The organism is uncultured Kluyvera sp. (genome assembly GCF_902485085.1).
In the GTDB taxonomy this organism is placed as follows: domain Bacteria; phylum Pseudomonadota; class Gammaproteobacteria; order Enterobacterales; family Enterobacteriaceae; genus Kluyvera; species Kluyvera ascorbata.
Genome location: NZ_CABTJS010000011.1, coordinates 1 through 21,666, shown reverse-complemented (window position 1 = coordinate 21,666; position 21,666 = coordinate 1). Strand labels below are relative to the sequence as shown.

General features: G+C 54.9%; 23 protein-coding genes. 11 read left to right on the top strand and 12 right to left on the bottom strand.

Translation table 11 applies throughout. The features are described 5' to 3' along the window. The 4 genes from RDN66_RS01950 to RDN66_RS01935 all read left to right on the top strand — a co-directional run bounded on the left by RDN66_RS01950 (window position 1) and on the right by RDN66_RS01935 (window position 5,307). Window positions 1-1,068, top strand: coding sequence for a Gfo/Idh/MocA family protein (locus tag RDN66_RS01950; protein WP_202216689.1), 1,068 nt, complete (start codon window positions 1-3; stop codon window positions 1,066-1,068). Between the two features lie 12 nt (window positions 1,069-1,080). Then, window positions 1,081-2,100 (top strand): Gfo/Idh/MocA family protein, encoded by a 1,020-nt coding sequence (locus RDN66_RS01945; RefSeq protein WP_202216690.1) that lies wholly within the window; start codon window positions 1,081-1,083, stop codon window positions 2,098-2,100. A 91-nt stretch (window positions 2,101-2,191) separates the two neighbouring features. After that, complete coding sequence (locus RDN66_RS01940) at window positions 2,192-3,736, top strand: MFS transporter (protein ID WP_308537488.1); 1,545 nt, start codon at window positions 2,192-2,194, stop codon at window positions 3,734-3,736. Window positions 3,737-3,963: 227 nt separating this feature from the next. Continuing rightward, window positions 3,964-5,307: a hemolysin family protein gene (locus tag RDN66_RS01935; protein ID WP_035893244.1), complete on the top strand. Its 1,344-nt coding sequence runs from the start codon at window positions 3,964-3,966 to the stop codon at window positions 5,305-5,307. A 70-nt stretch (window positions 5,308-5,377) separates the two neighbouring features. On the opposite strand, the gene RDN66_RS01930 is transcribed toward RDN66_RS01935, so the two are convergent. Then, window positions 5,378-5,584, bottom strand: a complete 207-nt coding sequence (locus tag RDN66_RS01930) for a DUF1107 domain-containing protein (RefSeq protein WP_035893246.1) — start codon at window positions 5,582-5,584, stop codon at window positions 5,378-5,380. A gap of 321 nt (window positions 5,585-5,905) precedes the next feature. Between RDN66_RS01930 and RDN66_RS01925 the strand changes: the two genes are divergently transcribed. Beyond that, entirely contained in the window at window positions 5,906-6,460 is a 555-nt protein-coding gene (locus tag RDN66_RS01925; protein ID WP_123651128.1) for a YtfJ family protein, read from the top strand. Here the strand turns inward: RDN66_RS01925 and cysQ are convergent. Next, window positions 6,457-7,203, bottom strand: a complete 747-nt coding sequence (cysQ, locus tag RDN66_RS01920) for a 3'(2'),5'-bisphosphate nucleotidase CysQ (protein WP_035893252.1) — start codon at window positions 7,201-7,203, stop codon at window positions 6,457-6,459. The two genes, RDN66_RS01925 and cysQ, sit on opposite strands and share 4 nt — an antisense overlap. Before the next feature lie 212 nt (window positions 7,204-7,415). Here cysQ and RDN66_RS01915 point away from each other — a divergent pair, with 212 nt between their 5' ends. Further along, complete coding sequence (locus RDN66_RS01915; RefSeq protein ID WP_308537487.1) at window positions 7,416-9,359, top strand: bifunctional 2',3'-cyclic-nucleotide 2'-phosphodiesterase/3'-nucleotidase; 1,944 nt, start codon at window positions 7,416-7,418, stop codon at window positions 9,357-9,359. Window positions 9,360-9,427: 68 nt separating this feature from the next. Here the strand turns inward: RDN66_RS01915 and RDN66_RS01910 are convergent, their stop codons facing one another. Further along, on the bottom strand, window positions 9,428-9,814 hold the full coding sequence (locus RDN66_RS01910; RefSeq protein WP_035893256.1) for a helix-turn-helix domain-containing protein: 387 nt from the start codon (window positions 9,812-9,814) through the stop codon (window positions 9,428-9,430). Between the two features lie 84 nt (window positions 9,815-9,898). Between RDN66_RS01910 and RDN66_RS01905 the strand changes: the two genes are divergently transcribed. From RDN66_RS01905 to RDN66_RS01895, 3 genes are all read left to right on the top strand, one after another. Then, window positions 9,899-10,747: an SDR family oxidoreductase gene (locus tag RDN66_RS01905; protein WP_202216693.1), complete on the top strand. Its 849-nt coding sequence runs from the start codon at window positions 9,899-9,901 to the stop codon at window positions 10,745-10,747. Window positions 10,748-10,828: 81 nt separating this feature from the next. Further along, window positions 10,829-11,653 (top strand): AraC family transcriptional regulator, encoded by an 825-nt coding sequence (locus RDN66_RS01900; RefSeq protein ID WP_035893259.1) that lies wholly within the window; start codon window positions 10,829-10,831, stop codon window positions 11,651-11,653. Between the two features lie 76 nt (window positions 11,654-11,729). Next, on the top strand, window positions 11,730-12,695 hold the full coding sequence (locus tag RDN66_RS01895; RefSeq protein ID WP_202216694.1) for a DMT family transporter: 966 nt from the start codon (window positions 11,730-11,732) through the stop codon (window positions 12,693-12,695). 3 nt (window positions 12,696-12,698) lie between these two features. Here RDN66_RS01895 and RDN66_RS01890 read toward each other — a convergent pair whose 3' ends face one another. Next, on the bottom strand, window positions 12,699-14,348 hold the full coding sequence (locus RDN66_RS01890; RefSeq protein WP_035893263.1) for a methyl-accepting chemotaxis protein: 1,650 nt from the start codon (window positions 14,346-14,348) through the stop codon (window positions 12,699-12,701). Between the two features lie 230 nt (window positions 14,349-14,578). Between RDN66_RS01890 and ytfE the strand changes: the two genes are divergently transcribed. Beyond that, window positions 14,579-15,241, top strand: a complete 663-nt coding sequence (gene ytfE / locus RDN66_RS01885) for an iron-sulfur cluster repair protein YtfE (protein WP_035893265.1) — start codon at window positions 14,579-14,581, stop codon at window positions 15,239-15,241. A gap of 36 nt (window positions 15,242-15,277) precedes the next feature. Here the strand turns inward: ytfE and nudI are convergent, their stop codons facing one another. The 3 genes from nudI to fklB form a co-directional block, all read right to left on the bottom strand. After that, on the bottom strand, window positions 15,278-15,703 hold the full coding sequence (gene nudI / locus RDN66_RS01880) for a nucleoside triphosphatase NudI (RefSeq protein WP_202216695.1): 426 nt from the start codon (window positions 15,701-15,703) through the stop codon (window positions 15,278-15,280). Window positions 15,704-15,865: 162 nt separating this feature from the next. Beyond that, window positions 15,866-17,272, bottom strand: a complete 1,407-nt coding sequence (gene cycA, locus RDN66_RS01875; RefSeq protein WP_035893269.1) for a D-serine/D-alanine/glycine transporter — start codon at window positions 17,270-17,272, stop codon at window positions 15,866-15,868. Window positions 17,273-17,574: 302 nt separating this feature from the next. Further along, window positions 17,575-18,195 (bottom strand): FKBP-type peptidyl-prolyl cis-trans isomerase, encoded by a 621-nt coding sequence (fklB, locus tag RDN66_RS01870; protein WP_035893271.1) that lies wholly within the window; start codon window positions 18,193-18,195, stop codon window positions 17,575-17,577. 210 nt (window positions 18,196-18,405) lie between these two features. Here fklB and RDN66_RS01865 point away from each other — a divergent pair, with 210 nt between their 5' ends. Next, window positions 18,406-19,047: an OapA family protein gene (locus RDN66_RS01865; RefSeq protein ID WP_202216696.1), complete on the top strand. Its 642-nt coding sequence runs from the start codon at window positions 18,406-18,408 to the stop codon at window positions 19,045-19,047. 86 nt (window positions 19,048-19,133) lie between these two features. On the opposite strand, the gene RDN66_RS01860 is transcribed toward RDN66_RS01865, so the two are convergent. The 5 genes from RDN66_RS01860 to rpsF form a co-directional block, all read right to left on the bottom strand. After that, complete coding sequence (locus RDN66_RS01860) at window positions 19,134-20,060, bottom strand: DMT family transporter (protein ID WP_270502539.1); 927 nt, start codon at window positions 20,058-20,060, stop codon at window positions 19,134-19,136. 146 nt (window positions 20,061-20,206) lie between these two features. Continuing rightward, the gene (gene rplI / locus RDN66_RS01855; RefSeq protein WP_035893274.1) at window positions 20,207-20,656 is read right to left on the bottom strand and encodes a 50S ribosomal protein L9; all 450 of its coding nucleotides are present in this window, start codon (window positions 20,654-20,656) and stop codon (window positions 20,207-20,209) included. Window positions 20,657-20,695: 39 nt separating this feature from the next. Continuing rightward, a complete protein-coding gene (gene rpsR / locus RDN66_RS01850) occupies window positions 20,696-20,923 on the bottom strand; it encodes a 30S ribosomal protein S18 (RefSeq protein WP_002210155.1) in 228 nt (75 codons plus the stop codon). A 4-nt stretch (window positions 20,924-20,927) separates the two neighbouring features. Then, the gene (gene priB / locus RDN66_RS01845) at window positions 20,928-21,242 is read right to left on the bottom strand and encodes a primosomal replication protein N (RefSeq protein WP_035893276.1); all 315 of its coding nucleotides are present in this window, start codon (window positions 21,240-21,242) and stop codon (window positions 20,928-20,930) included. A 6-nt stretch (window positions 21,243-21,248) separates the two neighbouring features. After that, a complete protein-coding gene (gene rpsF, locus RDN66_RS01840; RefSeq protein WP_035893279.1) occupies window positions 21,249-21,644 on the bottom strand; it encodes a 30S ribosomal protein S6 in 396 nt (131 codons plus the stop codon). Window positions 21,645-21,666 lie beyond the last annotated feature (22 nt).

Below are 21,666 nucleotides of genomic sequence, written 5' to 3'. Positions count from 1 at the left end.
ATGAGCATCAAAGACGGTATGAACTACGCCCCGGTGGGCAAACCACAGCCAGTTGTTGGCCAGGGTGAGTTTATTATTGCGGCGGCGGCGTTAGACCACGGTCATATCTACGGGATGTGTAATGGCCTGATAGAAGCCGGTGCGACGCTGAAATGGGTTTATGACCCAGACCCAGCGAAGGTCGACAAGTTTGTGCAGCAGTATCCGCAGGCGCAGGTTGCGCCAACGCTGGAAACGATTTTAAACGACGGCAGCGTCCAGCTTGTTGCCGGGGCGGCGATTCCGTCCGAGCGCTGCGCGCTGGGGCTGAAAGTGATGGATGCCGGGAAAGACTACTTCACCGATAAAGCCCCGCTGACCACGCTGGCGCAGCTTGAAGCCGCGAAGCGCAAAGTGGCGGAAACCGGCCGCAAATATGCGGTGTACTACAGCGAGCGCCTGCACGTGGAAAGCGCGGTCTTTGCCGGGCAGTTAGTTGCCGAGGGCGCAATTGGCCGCGTTATGCAGACGCTGGGAGTCGGCCCGCACCGCGAAGGTACCGGTCGCCCTGACTGGTTCTACGAGAAAGAATTCTTCGGCGGCATTCTGTGCGACATCGGCAGCCACCAGATTGAGCAGTTCCTGTTTTATACCGGCAACAGCGATGCGCGCATCGTGGCAAGCCAGGTTCGCAACGTAAACCATCCGCAGTATCCGCAGTTTGAAGATTTCGGCGATGCCATGCTGGCGGGCGACAACGGCGCCACCGGCTATTTCCGCTGCGACTGGTTTACGCCAGATGGCCTCTCCAGTTGGGGCGACGGCCGCTTAACCCTGCTCGGCACCGACGGCTATATCGAAATCCGTAAATACGTCGACATCACCCACGGCGAGCAGGACGTGGTGTATCTGGTCAACAAAGAGGGCGAGTTCCGCTATCCGGTGGCGGGCAAAGTGGGCTTCCCTTATTTCGGTGAGCTTATCCGGGACTGCCTGAACCGCACCGAAAACGCCATGACCCAGGCGCACACCTTTAAAGCGGCCGAGCTATGCGTCAAAGCGCAGATGCTGGCGAACGCGGTGGAATAACGGGAGGCACCAATGAACACACGTCATGTCGCCATTATCGGCTGCGGTGCTATCCATACCTGCCACGTAGACGCGCTGCGCCATGTGCCGGGCGTTGTCCTGCGGGCGATTGTGGATAGTGATAGTGCCAAAGGAAGCCAGCTTGCGGCCAACTACGGCTGTCATTTTTATCAGGACTACCGCGAGATGCTGCTGGATGACGCCATTGACGTGGTACATATCTGCACGCCGCACTACCTGCATAAACCAATGATCCTTGCCGCGCTGGCGGCCGGAAAACAGGTTTTCTGCGAGAAACCGGTGGTGATGAACCCGCAGGAGGTGATTGAGATACAGGCAGCGGCTGAACGCCACCAGCGCCGCGTCGGCGTCTGCTACCAGAATCGCCTGAACCCCACTAGCCTGGCCATTGAGCGCTGCATTGCCGACGGCACGCTGGGCCGCCTGCGTGCCATCAAGGCGGTGCTCACCTGGTCACGATCCGGGGATTACTATGCCGCCAGCCCGTGGCGCGGGAGCTTTGCCACCGAAGGCGGCAGTTTGTTGATTAATCAGGCGATTCATACGCTGGATCTGATGCAGTGGTTTGGCGAAGGGGTCAAGAGCCTGAAAGGGGTCGTCGACAGCGCACTGTTGGCCGACGAGATTGAAACCGAAGACAGCGCCATGGTCACTCTGCGTTTCAACAATGGCGCGCGCGGGCTGTTTTACGCCAGCAACTGCCATATCAGCGACTCGCCGCTGCTGCTGGAGCTGGAGTTTGAACAGGGAATGCTGCGCTTGACGGACAACGTGCTGTGGCAGGTCTGCGGCGATGAACGCACGCAGCTTGCCAGCGACGCTGCGCCCGACGGCATCGGCAAAAGCTACTGGGGAATCGGCCATCGGCTGGCCATTCTCCACTTTTACCAGGCATTAAACGATCCCGCTAGCGCAGACTACTGCGATATTGCTGAGGCGGCCAAATCATTACAGATGGTTAATGCCATTTACCAATCGTCACTATTGAGGAAATGGGTGAATATAGAGTAGCGATCGTCATCCGATTTTTCCTGCTGTCAATAATATACAGTGCGGGGGTAACTCTGCACTGAAACCCTACCAGTACAGGAATAATAATATTATGGTTAAACCAACTGAACGTCGCGTTGGCTATGGCACTGCCATTGGCTACGGCGTCACTGATTTATTTGGCGGCGGCGCATTTGCCGTTATAGGAACCTGGCTTTTATTTTTTTACACCACCTATTGTGGCCTGAGCGTTTTAGAAGCGGGGTCAATCTTTGCTATCGCTCGTATTATTGACGCTATTCTGAGTCCAGTGATGGGCTATATCACGGATAACTTTGGTAATACCTGGCTTGGCCGCAAGTTTGGCCGTCGTCGCTTTTTCCTGTTGATAAGCTCCCCGCTGATGTTTCTCTACGCGCTGTTGTGGATTACCGACATGAACTATTGGTACTACCTGGGCACCTATCTTTCCATCGAACTGCTCTCTGCAATGGTGCTGGTGCCGTGGGAAACCTTGTCCGCCGAAATGACCAACCGCTTTAGCGAGCGTACGCGCCTTTCAGGCGTGCGTATGATGTGCTCCGCGCTCGGCGGTTTTCTGGCGGTTTCCGTGCCGGGTATTATTATGCAGTACACCGGTAAAGATAATTCGTTCACCTACACCTTAACCGGGATTGTTTTTGCGACCATTTATTGCGTCGCGGTATTTACCACCTGGGCTTGTACCTGGGAAGCAAAAGACGTTCGTGAAGAATATGAATTCCAGCCGGATAATCAGCGCGGCGGCGGCCTTTTTAGCCATTTAAAATATCTGGTTATTGACCTTATATCTTCATTCAAAATCAGAATATTTCGTCAGCACATTCTGATCTATATTTGTTCATTTACCGCCATGGATGTTTTTGGTTCGGTATTTACCTATTACGTGGTTTACGCATTACATCACGATACCGAAATGGTTTCCGGGCTATTAAGTATTGCCGCTTTTGTTTCGATTCCCGGCACCTTCGGCTTTATGATGCTGATGAATAAATTTAACCTCACCCCTTCCGCGGCGCTGAGGCTTTCGTACGGCAGCATTATGGTGGTGCTGGCGTTCCTGTTTATCATCTATATCGGTAATTTGCAGGTGCCGACGCTGCTGTTCTCCGCCGTGTTTGTGCTGCTGGGTCTGGCGAAGGCCGGGCTGTACTACATTCCCTGGAATATCTACAGCTTTATCCCTGATGTGGATGAGATTGTTACCCGCCAGCGCCGTGAGGGGATTTTCGCGGGCGTAATGGTGCTGACGCGCAAAAGCACCGTCGCGCTGGCGATTATGCTGATTGGTATCGTGCTGGAGGAGAGCGGTTTCGTAAAAGGCGGCGGCGCACAGCCTGCCAGCGCCCTGCATGCAATCATCGGCCTGATGGTGTTTGCCACCGCCGGGATGCTGGCCGTGAGCTTCTACATGACCTATCGCTTTAAGCTGACGCAAAAAACGCACAGCCTGCTGATTAAAGAGGTGGCACGGCGGAAGCTCGGGGGAAACGCGGAGGACTGTGACCCAGAGACGCGTCAGGTGATTATGGCATTGACGGGATATGCGTATAACGAGGTCTGGGACGCGAAGCCGCGGGGGCACGAGAAAGGCAAATCGCTCGCCACCAGTGGATAACCTCAGGTAACAAATGTCACACCGTAGGCCGGGTAAGTGAAGCACCATCCGGCCTACCGCTCCCCCATCTAAACAAAATGTGACCTCTGGCGGCTTTACAGTGCTTTACGCTATACTAACCGCTGAAATTGTCGCCCCATCACCTACGGGGCGGTTTTCAATGTGTATTCCACACGGATTTATAAACTTCCCCTTCCGAGGATCTGGCCCGACGGGCTGGATAAGATATGTTAAACAGTATATTAATCATACTCTGTCTGATCGCTGTAAGTGCGTTCTTCTCTATCTCTGAGATCTCACTTGCGGCATCACGCAAGATCAAACTGAAACTGCTTTCTGATGAAGGCAATATCAACGCCCTACGTGTTCTAAAAATGCAAGAAAACCCCGGTATGTTCTTTACCGTGGTGCAAATCGGCCTTAACGCCGTTGCCATCCTCGGCGGTATCGTCGGCGACGCAGCTTTCTCTCCCGCGTTCAACTCCTTGTTCTCCCAATATATGTCAGCGGAACTCTCCGAGCAGTTGAGCTTTATTCTCTCCTTCTCGCTGGTGACCGGGATGTTTATCCTGTTCGCGGATTTAACCCCGAAACGCATCGGTATGATTGCGCCTGAAGCCGTGGCTCTGCGTATCATCAACCCGATGCGCTTCTGCCTGGCGGTCTTCCGGCCGCTGGTGTGGTTCTTCAACGGCATGGCCAACATTATCTTCCGCATCTTCAAACTGCCGATGGTGCGTAAAGACGACATTACCTCCGACGATATCTACGCGGTAGTGGAAGCCGGTGCGCTGGCTGGCGTGCTGCGTAAGCAGGAACATGAGCTGATTGAAAACGTCTTCGAGCTGGAATCCCGTACCGTGCCGTCATCCATGACCCCGCGCGAGAACGTTATCTGGTTCGATCTGCACGAAGACGAACAAAGTCTGAAAAACAAAGTCGCCGAACACCCGCACTCCAAGTTCCTGGTGTGTAACGAAGACATTGACCACATCATTGGCTACGTCGACTCCAAAGACCTGCTGAACCGCGTACTGGCTAACCAGAGCATGGCGCTAAACAGCGGCGTGCAGATCCGCAACACGCTGATTGTGCCGGACACCCTCACCCTTTCAGAGGCGCTGGAAAGCTTCAAAACCGCCGGAGAAGACTTCGCGGTTATCATGAACGAATACGCGCTGGTCGTGGGGATCATCACCCTCAACGACGTGATGACCACGCTGATGGGCGACCTGGTTGGTCAGGGGCTGGAAGAGCAAATCGTTGCACGCGACGAGAACTCCTGGCTGATTGACGGCGGTACACCAATCGATGACGTCATGCGCGTGCTGGATATCGACGATTTCCCGCAGTCGGACAACTACGAAACCATCGGCGGCTTCATGATGTTTATGCTGCGCAAAATCCCGAAACGTACCGATGCGGTGAAGTTCTCCGGCTACAAGTTTGAAGTAGTGGATATCGATAACTACCGTATCGACCAGTTGCTGGTAACGCGCATTGATAACAAGCCAACGGTACTGGTACCGAAGCAGTCTGATATCGCAGAAAGCGAACAGCACGGCGCGTAAAACGCCGGTGCCAGAAACATCAACGGCTCCCATTGGGAGCCGTTTTTAATTCTGCCGCATCGTGTTCTGATTACGCCATATCAGTCTGTAGGCGTAACACGTGGCGGTTAACTTCAGACATCACAGAAAGGTGCTGAATGTCTCTGACTTTTGGGATAAGAATTTTGCCCTTATCAAATTCAAAAGCGCCAACGTCCTTGATGTACAACCGTCCACGGAACAGGGTTTTAACGTATTTTGCTACCTGAAACGGGTTGTAGCGTTGGAAAATTTTCATTCTAATCTCCTGCAAGTACTACGCCCTTGTTGTCCACATTTGGCTCAACGCTCCGGGGCGCAAAGTGAAGTACTTGTTAACTATAGTCCATAACAACAGAGGTCCTCTATCATAGAGGACCTTATTTACCTTTTTATTACAATAATTCAGAACTTTCTTTTCAGCCATACGATGAACACAGTATAAGGCTTCGATTTCTTGAGATTGTGTGCGTTCCTCCACAAACTGGCACCGCCTTTGCGGGAAAAAAACATAGATCGCACATATGATTAAAGCTATCGGCCAAGTGGTCGGATCACCTGCATATAAAAAGGAAAAACCATGACCCTACGTACCCTTCTGGCGGTTTCATGCCTGTTAATGCCGTTAATGGCAGCCGCACATAACTTTACAAACGGACAGCGCGTTTCCCCGGTTGGCGTGGCGGATCGCGGCGAACTCATTCTCGATAATGATAAGTTTAGCTATAAAAACTGGAACAGCGCGCAGCTGCCTGGAAAAGTGAGAGTGGTGCAACATATTGCCGGTCGTACGTCGGCAAAAGAGAAAAATGCCACGCTGGTCGAGGCGATAAAAGCCGCTCAGTTGCCGCATGACCGCTACCAGACCACCACGATTGTTAACACCGATGATGCGATTCCAGGTTCCTCTATTTTCGTGCGTAGCAGCATTGAGAGTAATAAGAAGCTCTACCCGTGGTCACAGTTTATTGTCGACAGCGATGGTCTGGTGCGCAAAGCCTGGCAGTTGGATGAAGGCAGCTCGGCGATTGTGGTTCTGGATAAAGAGGGACGGGTTCAGTGGGCCAAAGACGGCGCACTGACGCAGGCAGAAGTGCAGCAGGTGGTTGCCCTGCTGCATAAGCTACTGAATTAAAAAATAGACACCCGGAAGCCAGGGTTCAGGAACGATTCACGCGGGGTGTAATCCAGCGTTTTGCCCTGCCAGTCGTTGACGTGTGCACCGGCAGCCGCAGCCACCGCGTGCCCTGCGGCGGTATCCCAGATATTGGTTGGCCCGAAGCGCGGGTAAAGCTGCGCTTCGCCTTCCGCTACCAGGCAGAACTTCAGCGATGAGCCGATAGACGCGGTATCGTGCTCGCCCAACTGCTGCAGATACTCTTTCAACTCATCATCGTTAGCATAGTGGGAGCGGCTCACCACCACCTTCGGCGGGTTCGCGTCGCGCACCTGAATCGGCTTACGCACGCCACACTCTTCTTTCCACGCTTTGCCGTTTTCCGCGCTGTACATCACCTTGAGTACTGGCGCGAACACCACGCCCAGCACCGCTTTACCGTTTTCAATCAGCGCGATATTAACCGTGAACTCACCGTTGCGTTTGATGAACTCTTTGGTCCCGTCGAGCGGGTCCACCAGCCAGTAGCGCTGCCAGTGCTGGCGTACATCCCAGCCCGGCGGGTCCTCTTCTGAAAGAATCGGCACGTCCGGCGTCAGCGCCTTCAGCCCTTTGATGATGACATGATGTGCCGCGATATCGGCCGCCGTCACCGGGGAATCATCTTTCTTGCTGGTGACGTCCAGCGGCAGCTTTCCATCGTATACCTGCATAATGGCATCGCCTGCGTCGCGCGCAAGCTGACAGACTTGTTCTAACATTCTCCACCTCGTTAAGATTACAGTGGCGTTAACTTATTGTTTTATTTATATCGCATCGCCGTTAATTCTGCTATTCCCATCATCGTCCCGGATATCTGTGAACCGCTGCCGATTTCCTGTCACGCTTTTCTGGCATGATTCACATCCTCGTAAGTAACAGAATACAAATACATTTAAATCTGTGTGTCAGTTCTAAAAAAAGGATGCCTCTGATGATCAAGTTTAGCGCAACGCTTCTGGCGACGCTGATTGCCGCCAGCGTGAATGCCGCCACGGTGGATCTCCGCATTATGGAAACCACTGATTTACATAGCAACATGATGGATTTTGATTACTACAAAGATACCGCCACCGAGAAGTTCGGCCTGGTGCGCACCGCGAGCCTGATTAATGCCGCTCGCGACGAAGTGAAAAACAGCGTACTGGTCGATAACGGTGACGTTATCCAGGGCAGCCCAATGGGCGATTACATGGCGGCCAAAGGGCTGAAACAGGGCGATGTACACCCGGTTTATAAAGCCATGAATCTGCTCGATTACAGCGTCGGCAACCTCGGTAACCACGAATTCAACTACGGGCTGGATTATCTGCATAAAGCGCTGGCTGGTGCCAAATTCCCGTACATTAACGCCAATATCATCGATGTTAAGACCAAAAAGCCGCTGTTTACGCCCTATCTGATTAGAGAAACTGAGGTTGTCGATAAAGACGGTCATAAGCAAACGCTGAAAATTGGCTATATCGGCTTTGTGCCTCCGCAGATCATGACCTGGGATAAGGCCAATCTGAGCGGTAAAGTGACGGTGAACGATATCACCGAAACCGCGCGTCACTACGTGCCGGAGATGCGTGCCAATGGTGCCGACGTGGTGGTGGTGATTGCCCACTCAGGCCTTTCCGCTGATCCGTATCAAGCCATGGCGGAGAACTCCGTTTATTACTTAAGCCAGGTGCCGGGCGTCGATGCCATTATGTTTGGTCATGCGCACGCGGTTTTCCCGAGCAAAGACTTCGCCAGCATCAAAGGCGCGGATATCGAAAAAGGGACGCTTAACGGTATTCCAGCGGTGATGCCGGGGATGTGGGGCGACCATCTTGGCGTGGTTGACCTGGTGCTGAACAACGACAGCGGCAAATGGCAGGTGACCTCCGCGCAGGCCCAGGCTCGCCCAATCTACGACGCCGTCGCCAAAAAATCACTGGCGGCAGAAGACCACAAGCTGGTTGATGCGCTGAAGACCGACCACGACGCCACCCGCGAATTCGTCAGCAAGCCGATTGGCAAGTCCTCCGACAATATGTACAGCTACCTTGCGCTGGTGCAGGACGACCCAACCGTGCAGGTGGTCAACATGGCGCAGAAAGCCTACGTTGAGCACTTTATTCAGGGCGACCCGGATCTGGCGAAACTGCCGGTGCTCTCCGCTGCCGCGCCGTTTAAAGTTGGCGGGCGTAAGAACGACCCAGCAAGCTACGTTGAGGTGGAAAAAGGTCAACTGACCTTCCGCAACGCCGCCGACCTCTATCTCTATCCAAACACCCTGGTGGTGGTGAAAGCCAGCGGTAAAGAGGTGAAAGAATGGCTGGAGTGCTCTGCCGGGCAGTTCAATCAAATTGACCCGCACAGCAGCAAGCCGCAGTCGCTGATTAACTGGGACGGTTTCCGCACCTATAACTTCGACATTATCGACGGCGTGGATTATCAGGTCGACGTGACCCAACCGGCGCGCTACGACGGCGAATGCCAGAGCATTAACCCGAAATCCGAGCGCATCAAGAATCTGACCTTTAACGGCAAGCCTATCGACCCGAACGCCACGTTCCTCGTTGCCACCAACAACTATCGCGCTTACGGCGGTAAGTTCGCGGGCACCGGCGATGCGCACATTGCCTTTGCTTCACCGGATGAAAACCGTTCGGTACTGGCAGCGTGGATTGGCGAGCAGTCGAAGAAAGCCGGAGAAATTCACCCGGCGGCGGACAACAACTGGCGCCTGGCACCGATTCACAGCGATACCAAACTGGATATCCGCTTTGAAACCTCGCCGTCAGAAAAAGCCGCGGCGTTTATCAAAGAGAAAGCGCAGTATCCGATGAAGCAGGTGGCGACGGATGATATTGGGTTTGCGATTTATCAGCTGGATTTGAGTAAGTAAGTTCTGCGCGCTTCCCGGCGTCGCTTTGCTCGGCCGGGCTACGATAGCATGTAGCCCGGCGGAGGCGTTTACGCCGACGCCGGGAGCTGCTGCGCCATCACTACCGGCAAATTCACCTCAATCCAATCCGCCAGCGCCGCTACCTTTTCGCTCACCTCTTCCCCCAGCGGCGTCAGGCTATACTCAACGTGCGGCGGTACCACCGGGTAGGAAATACGGTTGATAAAACCGTCCTGCTCCAGCGCCTGTAGCGACTGGGCGAGCATTTTTTCGCTGACCCCGCCCATCTTGCGGCGCAGGTCGCTAAAGCGATGCGTCCCTTCACGCAGCGCCACCAGAATCAGTACGCCCCAACGGCTGGTCACGTGTTTGAGCACGTCCCGCGAAGGGCAACTTTCGGCAAACAGGTTGCCGTTGCGCAGCTTTTGCGTCAGCGTCGGATTTATTTCTTTCATACTTACCTTTTTGTACGTACTTACTAAAAGTTAGTTATGGTGATAGCTTACCACAACACCATACGAACACGAAGGAGAAGACCCATGATCGCGATTACCGGAGCCACCGGCCAGCTTGGCCAGCACGTCATTGCTAACCTGCTCAACACGACTGCCGCCAACCAACTGGTTGCCGTTGTCCGCAACCCGGCGAAAGCCGAAGCGCTGAGCCAGAAGGGCGTCGTTGTTCGTCAGGCCGATTACGGCGACGAAGCGGCGCTGACCAAAGCGCTGCAGGGCGTGGACAAGCTGCTGATTATCTCCTCCAGCGAAGTCGGCCAGCGCGCGCCGCAGCACCGTAATATCATCAATGCCGCCAAAGCCGCGGGCGTGAAATTTATCGCCTACACCAGCCTGCTGCACGCCGATAAATCCCCGCTGGGCCTGCACGTTGAACACGTTGAAACCGAGAAGATGCTGGCCGACTCTGGCATTCCTTACGCGCTGCTGCGTAACGGCTGGTACACCGAAAACTATCTGGCGAGCGCACCAGCTGCGCTGGAGCATGGCGTGTTTATTGGCGCAGCCGGTGAAGGCAAAATCGCCTCGGCAACCCGCGCAGACTACGCCGCTGCCGCAGCGCGCGTCATCGCTGAAGAGGGTCACGCTGGGAAAGTTTACGAACTGGCGGGCGACCACGGCTGGACGCTCGGTGAACTGGCCGCTGAACTGGCAAAACAGAGCGGTAAAAAGGTGGTTTATCAGAACCTGAGCCAGGCCGATTTTGCCGCCGCGCTCAAAAGCGTCGGCCTGCCTGCCGGGCTGGCTGACATGCTGGCGGACTCTGACGTTGGTGCCTCAAAAGGCGGTCTGTTCGACGACAGTCACACGCTGAGCAAACTGATTGGCCGTCCAACTACGCCGCTGGCTGAGAGCGTCAAAGGCATTCTGTAATCGTTAAAAATCGGTTAAATGTGGTAGCGCCCCCGCGGGCCATCTCTGATAATAAAAGAATGGTCCAGGGGGAAATATCACGTGCAAGGCGTACCAGAACAGTTCAGCGATGAGAAAGACAGCGCCCGCTTTCGCCATCTGGCACAGGTGCCGGGCGTTGAGCTTTATCATGCCCATATCTCCCGCTACGCCTTTGAACCTCACACCCACGAAGCGTTTGGCATCGGCGTAATTGAAGCCGGAGCCGAGCGTTTTCGCTATCGCGGAACCCAGCACGTTGCACCGGTTCACTCGGTTGTCACCATGAACCCCGACGAACTGCACACCGGCGAGGCGGAAACCGCCGACGGCTGGCGCTACCGGATGATTTACCTTCAGCCCGACCTGCTCGAAGACGTGACCGGCATTCGCCACTGGTGGTTTGACGACGTCACCCGCCACGACCCGCAGCGTTCGTTGTTGATTGGCCGTCAGATCCACGCCCTGTGGCATACCGACGACCCGCTCGCCCAGAAAGGGCTGCTGCTGGATATGATAGACACCTTCCAGCCGCTGGCCTGTCATGCGCCGGTGCTGGCGGAAGGCGCGCACCGCTTTGCCCACGTGCGCGACTATCTCTACGATAACTACATGCACCCCATTACCCTCGACGAGCTGGCGAACGTCGCGGCGCTGAGCCCGTGGCACTTCCAGCGCCAGTTCAAGGCCCATTTCCACGTCACGCCGCATCAGATGCTGATGGCCGTACGCCTTTGGCGTGCCAAAGAATTTCTCACCCACGGTATGCCAGCCGCCGAAGTCGCCGCCGCGACCGGGCTGACCGACCAGTCACACCTCACCCGCGCCTTTACCCAGCGCTACGGCATTACCCCAGTGCGCTACCAAAAACAGGTTGTCCGTCGCTAATCAGCAATCTCATACAATACTGCACGCTTTTCCCCTCCTACACTTTTCAGCATGTTTAACAGAAGTGGAAATCATAATGATTAGCGGTGTGCTGTATGCCCTGTTAGCGGGTTTGATGTGGGGGCTGATTTTTGTCGGGCCGTTAATCGTGCCGGATTACCCGGCGGTGCTGCAGTCGATGGGGCGCTATCTGGCGCTAGGGCTGATTGCCCTGCCGCTGGCGTGGCTGGGCCGCGCGCGTCTGCGTCAGCTTACGCGTCAGGACTGGTGGACGGCGCTGGGGCTGACCATGGTCGGCAACCTTATCTATTACGTCTGCCTTGCCAGCGCTATTCAGCGCACCGGTGCGCCGGTTTCAACGATGATTATCGCCACGCTGCCGGTAGTGATCCCGATTTTCGCTAACCTGCTCTATAGCCAGCGCGACGGCAAACTGTCGTGGATGCGGCTGATGCCGCCACTGGTGCTGATTGGCATTGGCCTGCTGTGCGTGAATATCGCCGAGCTGCGTCAGGGGCTGCCGGACTTTAGCGGCTGGCGCTACGGTTCCGGGATTGCGCTGGCGAGCGTTTCGGTCGTGTGCTGGGCATGGTATGCCCTGCGTAACGCCCACTGGCTGCGAGAAAACCCGCACCAGCCGCCGCTGATGTGGGCCACCGCGCAGGCGTTGGTGACGCTGCCGGTTTCCGTCATCGGCTACATCGCGGCCTGCCTGTGGCTGCACGCCCAGACGCCGGATTTCCCACTGCCATTCGGCCCGCGACCGACGGTGTTTATTGGGTTGATGATCGCCATTGCCGTGCTCTGTTCGTGGGTCGGCGCGCTGTGCTGGAACGTGGCGAGCCAGCGGCTGCCGACGGTGATCCTTGGACCATTGATTGTCTTTGAAACGCTGGCGGGGCTGCTGTACACCTTCCTGCTGCGCCAGGAAATGCCGCCGATGTTGACGCTAAGTGGGATTACGCTGCTGGTGATAGGCGTGGTGATTGCGGTGCGGTCAAAACCGCAGAAACCGGCGGTGGTGCCGGTTTCTGAGGCCTGAGGCTTAGAACGTTTCCCAGTTCGCTTCGTTGAGCGGCGCGGCTTTCGCCGTTGGCACGAAGGCTTTCTTCATTGGTGCTTTCTGCATGGACTGCTGGCGGGAGATTTTAAAGACCGCCACCGTCTCGTTCAGACGTGCAGCCTGTTCTTCCAGCGCTGACGCGGCGCTGGCGGACTCTTCCACCAGCGAGGCGTTCTGCTGGGTGACGCGGTCCATCTCGGCAACCGCCTGGCCCACCTGGTCAATGCCGCGGCTTTGCTCATCGGAGGCGGAAGCGATTTCGCCCATGATGTCGCTGACGCGAGTAACGGCGTTGACGATCTCAGCCATCGTTTCACCGGCTTCGTGCACCAGCGCGGAACCGGCGCTGACGCGGTTGCCCGAATCATCAATCAGCCCTTTAATCTCTTTCGCAGCCTGCGCGCTGCGCTGCGCCAGCGTGCGAACTTCACCGGCAACCACGGCAAAGCCGCGTCCCTGTTCACCGGCTCGCGCCGCTTCTACCGCCGCGTTCAGCGCCAGAATATTGGTCTGGAAGGCGATGCCGTCAATGACGTTGGTGATCTGGGCAATTTTGCTGGAACTCGCGGCAATTTCGTCCATGGTACGCACCACGCCGTCGACGACGTTTCCGCCCTTCTGCGCGGTTTCAGACGCGTTCTGCGCCAGTTGAGTGGCCTGACGCGCGTTATCGGCGTTCTGTTTCACCGTCGCGGTTAACTGCTCCATGCTGGCGGCGGTCTGTTCCAGCGAGGCAGCCTGCTGCTCGGTGCGCGAGGAAAGATCGTTACTGCCAGCAGAAATTTCGCCCGCACCGGTGTAGATGGTGTCTGCGCCTTCGCGAACCACGCCGACCGTCTTCGCCAGCGACTGCTGCATGTCGTTGACGTTACGTGCCAGCAGTGCCATTTCGTTGCTGCCTTCGGTATTGATATTGTTGGTCAGGTCGCCTTCGGCAATATGACGAATGTGGTCCATCACTTGATGCAGCGGCTTGAGCAGCACGCGCTGCATCGCCACCCAGCTCACCACAATAACCGCCAGCGCCAGCGCCAGCATCACCCCAAGGCTCCACAAAATTCGAATGTAGTCACTCTCATTTTGTTTAACCCCTGCGCTGGTCAGCGATGCCTGCGCCGCACGCCAGTCCTGGTAAACCGCCTGCATCGCCTGCTGTTTCTGCTCGGCGTTTTGCTTGAACATGTCTTCCAGCTTGCCTTCCGCCAGTAGCTCATTCATGCGCGCAAGCGTCGCAGAGTAGATGCCGTACTGTTTCTCGAGGCTGTCTGAGAGATGGCCGTCCAGCCCAGGCGTTTCCGGCAGCGCGTAATAGGTGTCGTAGTGACGTTTCGCCTCAGCCAACAGATTGTTGGCCGTATCCACCAGCGTTTTCAGCTCGCCGCCGTTGACGCTGCTTGCCATGGTCCCCTGCAAACGCAGCATGCCGCGGTTGAGGGTGACACGAGCCTGATTGAGGCTAATCCACGCGTCGGTAAACTCCGCCACGTTCTGGCTGGAGAGTTGAGAGACGGTAAAATTCTGCTTGTCGTTATTCAGCGCACGAACGAATACGCCCGCCGAAATCAGCTGCATCGCGCCCAGCGCGACCAGTACGACAATCAGTACGGTAATCACTTTTATTCTTTTAAACATCTTTTGCCTTTAAGTGCAGGTGGTCTGAAGTCTCACTATCGGCAGCGCCACGCGCTTGTTTAATCGATTCAGGTCTTACCAGAGGCATTCTTAATAAGATTCAGCACGTTAAAGCGTAATAATTTTTTGTGACAAACATCACTGAATTCCCCTGCCTATAAAGGGGTATATCTTCGATTTAAAGATGCATTTAAAATACATCTTATATTATTGATGACGAGGTAACTGCTATGGCCTTTCGCGACCAACCATTAGGCGAGCTGGCGCTCTCCATCCCACGCGCATCCGCGCTGTTCCGTAAATATGATATGGATTACTGCTGCGGCGGTAAGCAGACGCTGGCCCGTGCGGCGGACCGCAAAGAGCTCGACGTTGCCGTGATTGAAGCTGAACTGGCAAAACTGGCCGAGCAGCCGGTGGAAAAAGACTGGCGCGTAGCACCGCTGGCCGAAATCATCGACCACATCATCGTGCGTTACCACGACCGTCACCGCGAACAGCTGCCAGAGCTGATTCTGCAGGCCACCAAAGTTGAACGTGTACACGCCGACAAACCGAACGTGCCAAGAGGCCTGGCGAAATACCTGACCATGCTGCATCAGGAGCTTTCCAGCCACATGATGAAAGAGGAGCAGATTCTGTTCCCGATGATCAAACAAGGCATGGGCAGCCAGGCGATGGGGCCAATCAGCGTGATGGAAAGCGAGCATGACGAAGCAGGTGAACTGCTGGAAGTGATTAAGCACACCACTCAGAACGTCACTATTCCGCCAGAAGCCTGCACCACCTGGAAGGCGATGTATAACGGCATCAACGAAATGATCGACGACCTGATGGAGCACATCAGTCTCGAGAATAACGTGCTGTTCCCACGCGCGCTCAAAGGCGAATAAGATGACTAAGCGCCTCCTCTTGCGGGAGGCGTTTTTTTACAGCAGACCTTTCTGGCGGAAGGTTTCTCGCGTCGCGACGTTGAGGTCCATATCGGCCAGCGCTTCGGGTTTCACCCAGGCGACCTCCTGAAACTCCTCGTTGAAAGTAATATCCCGGTTGGCGCTCACGCAGTCAAAGATGAGATAAATCATGTAGATCTGCTCGGTCGTCCCGTCGGCGTAGGTTTTCACCCGTACGTCATCGCGAAAGGTCCACGGCTTCACTTCGGTAATATCCAGCGCATCACCCAGCTCTTCACCTATCTCGCGTCTCAGCGCTTCTTCCATGGTTTCGCCCGGCTCCATACCGCCGCCGGAAATCGCCCATTGCCCAGGGAAAACGCCGCGGTCATCGGCCATTTTACACAGCAGGTATTCGCCCTCGTTTTGAATCACCGGGCAGACAATCGTTCTCTGACGCATTTCATCTCCATACGCTTTTCGTTTGTGGCGGGGAAAGTAGCACGTTAAGAATGGGGGGACTACGAGGTGAGGCTCAAAAACGAAGAAAGCGCCACGATGGGCGCTTTGTGTCGTTTCCTCCTCACCCTCTCCTCAGCGAAGAGAGTGAGGAGCGAAATTCTCTTACTTAGCCAGCTTGTTCTTACGCAGGAACATCCAACCCAGCCCCAGCACGATGAACCAGATTGGCGTCACCATCAGCGCTTCACGGGTATCCGCTTCCAGAGTCAGCAGCACCAGAACGAAGGCGAAGAACGCCATGCAGACCCAGCACATCACTTTGCCCAGCGGCATTTTGTAGATGGATTTTTCATGCAGGTGTGGACGCTTCTTACGGTATACCAGGTAAGAGCACAGGATAATCGTCCAGACGAACATAAACAGAATCGCCGATACGGTGGTGATCATGGTGAAGGCTGCGATCACGCTTGGGTTCACCATCAGCATCACCACGCCGCCCAGCAGGCAGATACAGGAGAAGGTCAGCCCTTTCGCCGGTACCGCACGCTTGGAGAGCTTAGCGAACAGGCTTGGCGCTACGCCGTCCTGCGCCAGACCGAACAGCATACGGCTAGTTGAGAACACGCCGCTGTTGGCGGAAGAGGTTGCCGAGGTCAGCACCACGAAGTTAATGATGCTCGCCGCCGCCGGCAGACCGACCAGCATGAACAGTTCAACGAACGGGCTCTTGTTCGGTACCACCGAGCTCCACGGGGTCACGGACATAATCACAATCAGCGCGAACACGTAGAACATGATGATACGGATTGGAATCGAGTTAATCGCACGCGGCAGTGATTTCTCAGGATCTTTGGTTTCCGCCGCGGTAGTGCCCACCAGCTCAATCCCCACGAAGGCGAAGACCGCTATCTGGAAGCCCGCAAAGAAGCCGCTGATGCCTTTCGGGAACCAGCCGCCGTCGTTCCACAGATGAGCAAACGAGGCTTCTACGCCGGTTGGTGATTTGAAGTGCATCAGCACCATCACCAGGCCGACAACGATCAGCGCGACGATAGCGACGATTTTGATCATCGCAAACCAGAACTCCATCTCACCGAACATCTTCACGGTGGCAAGGTTGAGGCTCAGCAGCAGGACCACGACCGCCAGCGAAGCCACCCAGTCAGAGAGTCCGGGGAACCAGAACTGCGCGTAGGCGGTAATAGCGACGACGTCCGCCATCCCGGTCACCACCCAACAGAACCAGTAGGTCCAGCCGGTAAAATACCCGGCCCATGGGCCAAGCAGGTCGGCCGCAAAGTCACTAAACGATTTGTACTCGAGGTTGGAGAGCAGCAGCTCGCCCATCGCGCGCATCACGAAGAAAAGCATAAAACCGATGATCATATAAACGAAGATGATCGAAGGCCCAGCGAGACTGATAGTTTTGCCCGATCCCATAAACAGCCCGGTGCCAATGGCGCCGCCGATGGCAATAAGCTGAATATGACGGTTTGTAAGGTTTCGCCGTAGCGATTGTTCAGCCGGCTCCTGCTCTTCGGCAGCAGCGACTTTAATCTGATCAACCATGTGATTTTCTTCCTGTTGTTTCTGTCTGTGTTGTGCGGGCTCTACTGGCCCTTTATGTCGTCATGCAAGACGATCCTATCTATAGGATGTCTCGATATTAGGTAAGAATCGGAGGGATGAATACTATGATTTAAATATAATGTTAATTTTATGTTTAAAGTGAGTGTTATATCACCTCACCTATGGGAAACAGCTCACAAAAATACACGCAATTGCTGTATTTGCAAGATTAAATCCCAACATATATCTAACTTCAGGAGTTTGTATCCTCTCCCCGGACGGAGAGAGGATAAGTGCGAGGATTACAGGATTTCCAGTAACTCGACTTCGAAGACCAGTGTGCTGAACGGAGGGATGGAAGCACCCGCACCGCGCTCGCCGTAGGCCAGGCTATGAGGGATAGTCAGTTCCCACTTAGAGCCAACCGGCATCAGGGTCAGTGCTTCAATCCAGCCAGCAATAACGCCGTTAACCGGGAATTCAGCAGGTTCGCCGCGTGCGACGGAGCTATCGAACACGGTGCCGTCAATCAGTTTGCCGGTGTAGTGTACGCGAACGTGATCGGTACGCGCTGGGATTGCGCCTTCGCCCTGGGTCAGAACGCGGAACTGCAGACCGGATTCGGTGCTGTTTACGCCTTCTTTCTCACGGTTTTCTTCCAGATATTTCACGCCGTCTTCGGCCATCGCCGCAAAACGCTCACGACGTACTGCATCAGCACGTTCGTGGATTTCACGCAGCGCGCGATGAACAACGTCTACCGGCACAGCAGGCTGCTTGCCTTCCAGCGCATCGGCGATACCGGCAACCAGTGCTTCCGGCAGTAAACCCTGCAAACCGGACTCGCTCAGCTGCTGCCCTACCTGCAGGCCGATACCGTAGCTTGCCTGTGCTTCAATAGTGTCAAAAGTCGGGGTGGCCATCGTCTTTCCTTTCTTCGGGTATAAAGTAGCGGGCAGCATAGCAGCCACGCCGCACAGGGTAAAACTTTGTGTCAGGAAAGATGACAAATTACCGGGAAAAAGAAACAATACCTTTTGCCTATAGGATATGATGAAAGTGCGCTTTGCCACGTTCATCAGGCAGTTAGCCATCTATACTGGATAGCATCGACACGGAGCAGGAGGAGAGCCATGCCCGGGAGATTTGAAATAAAACCTTTGCTGGTGAAAATCTGGCATGCGCCGGACGATCTTCGCATCATGGACCCGCTGCCGCCTGCCCACCGTCGCGGCGTGATTGTTGCTGCGCTGGCCATTATCGTCGGCTTCCTGCTGCCTTCCGCTGACGACAGCCCGCCGCCTCAGGTGACTCGCTCCGCGCAGCTGGACTTCCAGTCACAGTCGCAAACGCCGCAGCCAGACGCTCAGCCGTTGCACGCTCAGCTGGTCACACCGTCTAACGATTTAGATCAGGTTGCCCCCGTTGCGCCGGAACCGGTGCAGGAAGAACAGCCGAGCGAGCAGCAGGCCGCTCCGTCGCGAACGCAGCCCTATCAGGAGAGCCGCAGCAGCAGCGACTGGCATACCTATCAGGTTGAAGCCGGTAAAACGTTGGCGCAGCTTTTCCGCGACAATAACCTGCCGCCAACCGATGTCTATGCTATGGCGCAGGTTGAGGGGGCGGGTAAGCCGCTGAGTAACCTGAAAAACGGCCAGAAAGTGCAGATTCGTAAGAACGCCAACGGTGTGGTTACCGGGTTAACCATCGAATCGGATAACGGTCAGGTGCTGTTCACCCGCCAGCAGGACGGTAGTTTTATTCGCGCGCGTTAAACTTGCAGACTGCCGGATGGCGGCTTTGCCTTATCCGGCCTACAAAACCGTGAACGTAGGCCTGATAAGCGCAGCGCCATCAGGCATTACCGCTTCACCTTGTTCACCCACCAAATCCCCGAACAGACCAGCGCCAGCGCCAGCGCGTATTTCCACTCGAAAATATTTTCCCCGAGAAAAATCGCCGACAGCACCGAACCGGATACCGGGATCAGGAAGTTAAACGGCGCAATCATCCCCACGCGGTTGTACTTGAGCAAAATGCTCCACAGCGCAAAGGCCACCGATGACAGTAGCGTCAGATAACCGAGAATCGCCACCGATGAGAAGCCGTGGAAGGTCAGCGTGCCGCCGCTCAGATAGCCGCCGACCACCAGCGCCAGGCCACCGAAAGCCAGCTGGTAACCCGTCATCACCGTAGGATCGACCGTTTGAGAGATACGCTTACCGTAGAGTGACGCCGCTGACAGAATAAACGCCGCCAGCACCACCGAGCCATCTCCCAGGCTAAAGCTAAAATCCAGCAGCCCACTGTTGAAGTTCACCACCATCACCCCGACAAAGCCGAGAATACAGCCCAGCGTCTTGTTATAGCTCAGCCGATCGTTCTGGTAGATAAAGTGCGCCAGCAGCACGCTAAAGAAGGTACCCGTGGCGTTCATAATTGACCCCTTCACCCCGGTGGTGAAAGCAAGGCCGATGTAGAAGAAGATGTACTGTAGCGAGGTCTGCGTGAGTCCCAACAGGGTTAGCTGGCCAAACTGACGCGCGCTCAGACGAGCAATTGGCTTACGCTGTGCCATCGCCAGCAGGAGCAGCAGTGCCCCGGCAAACAGGAAGCGGTAGCCCGCAAAGACGATTTTGCTCGGAATATCATCAGTGGCAATCTGAAACAGTTCATACCCGCTCTTAATCGCCGGGTAAGCACTTCCCCACAGCAGACAGCAGAATGCGGCACAGAGATAAACGATATTTTTACGGGAAAACAGAGGGTGCTGGCGCAGAGTTTCCATTCTTTTACCAAAAATTAAAATATTGTTTTAATTTTTTGATTATCGCGAAAAGGATGAAAGATAGCCAGTCGAAAAGTGGTGGGCCTAAAAAGCAAAACGCCGGCACAAGGCCGGCGGTTTGTTGTTATCAAAACGTGGGTTGCTGATTAAGCAGCAACAACGTTGATGATAACTTTAGCGAATACTTCGCTGTGAACCTGGAAGTCCACTTCGTGCTCGCCAACAGTACGCAGAACGCCGTTCGGCAGACGAACTTCGCTCTTAGCAACTTTAACGCCAGCTGCAGTAACTGCATCAGCGATGTCGCGAGTACCGATGGAACCGAACAGTTTACCTTCGTCGCCTGCTTTAGACGCGATGGTTACTGATTCCAGTGCTACGATCTGTGCAGCACGAGCTTCTGCAGCGCCCAGAACGTCAGCCAGTTTGGCTTCCAGTTCTGCACGACGTGCTTCGAAGAATTCAACGTTTTTCTTGGTAGCAGGAACAGCTTTGCCCTGTGGTACCAGGAAGTTACGAGCGTAGCCCGCTTTAACGTTAACTTGATCACCCAGGGTGCCCAGGTTTGCTACTTTATCAAGCAGAATAACTTGCATTACCTTATCCTCTTAAAGTCGTTAATAGACGGCGGCCGATTACTGATGACGATCGGTATACGGCAGCAGGGACAGGTAGCGAGCGCGCTTGATGCAGCGAGCCAGCTGACGCTGGTATTTTGCACGAGTACCGGTGATACGGCTCGGGACAATTTTACCGCTTTCGGTAATGTAGTTTTTCAACGTTGCGATGTCTTTGTAATCGATCTCAACAACGCCTTCCGCGGTGAAACGGCAGAACTTGCGACGACGGAAATAACGTGCCATATGGCTAGTCTCCAGAATCTATCAATTCAATCTGCTCGGCATGCAGAACCATTTTGCTCAGGCCATTCTTTGCTTTGTGGCAACAGATAAAACCCTGAACGGTGACTGCACTACCGACCGTTATACTGTGAGTAATGGCTTGGTTCTCTTGTCCGCTAATAATAACGGGCATTTGACACCACGCCTGCCGGTGAAAGCCGGCTTCCTCCTGCACAGAACGATGCTCAAGCACGAACTGGCAATGAGGAATTCCTGATGGGCTGACCTTGCGAAGCGGTGTTCTGCACACTGTGCCGGATAACACCAGACGATTGGTCATCAGAAATTACTCTTCAGAATCCCCAGCTTCAGCATCATCTGAGGTTTCGTTTGCGAAATCATCGCGACGTTCACGACGCTCGTCTTTCGCTTTAACCATCGGAGACGCTTCGGTAACAGCGTGCTTAGTACGCATAACCATGCTGCGGATAACGGCATCGTTGAAGCGGAAGTTAGTTTCCAGCTCATCGATCACTTCCTGCGGTGCTTCAACGTTCAGCAGAACGTAGTGAGCTTTGTGCAGTTTGTTGATCGGGTAAGCCAGCTGACGACGGCCCCAGTCTTCCAGACGGTGGATCGTGCCTTCTGCTGCAGTGATTGCACCAGTGTAGCGCTCGATCATACCCGGAACCTGTTCGCTCTGGTCAGGATGGACCATAAAAACGATTTCGTAATGACGCATCGAATTGCTCCTTACGGATTAT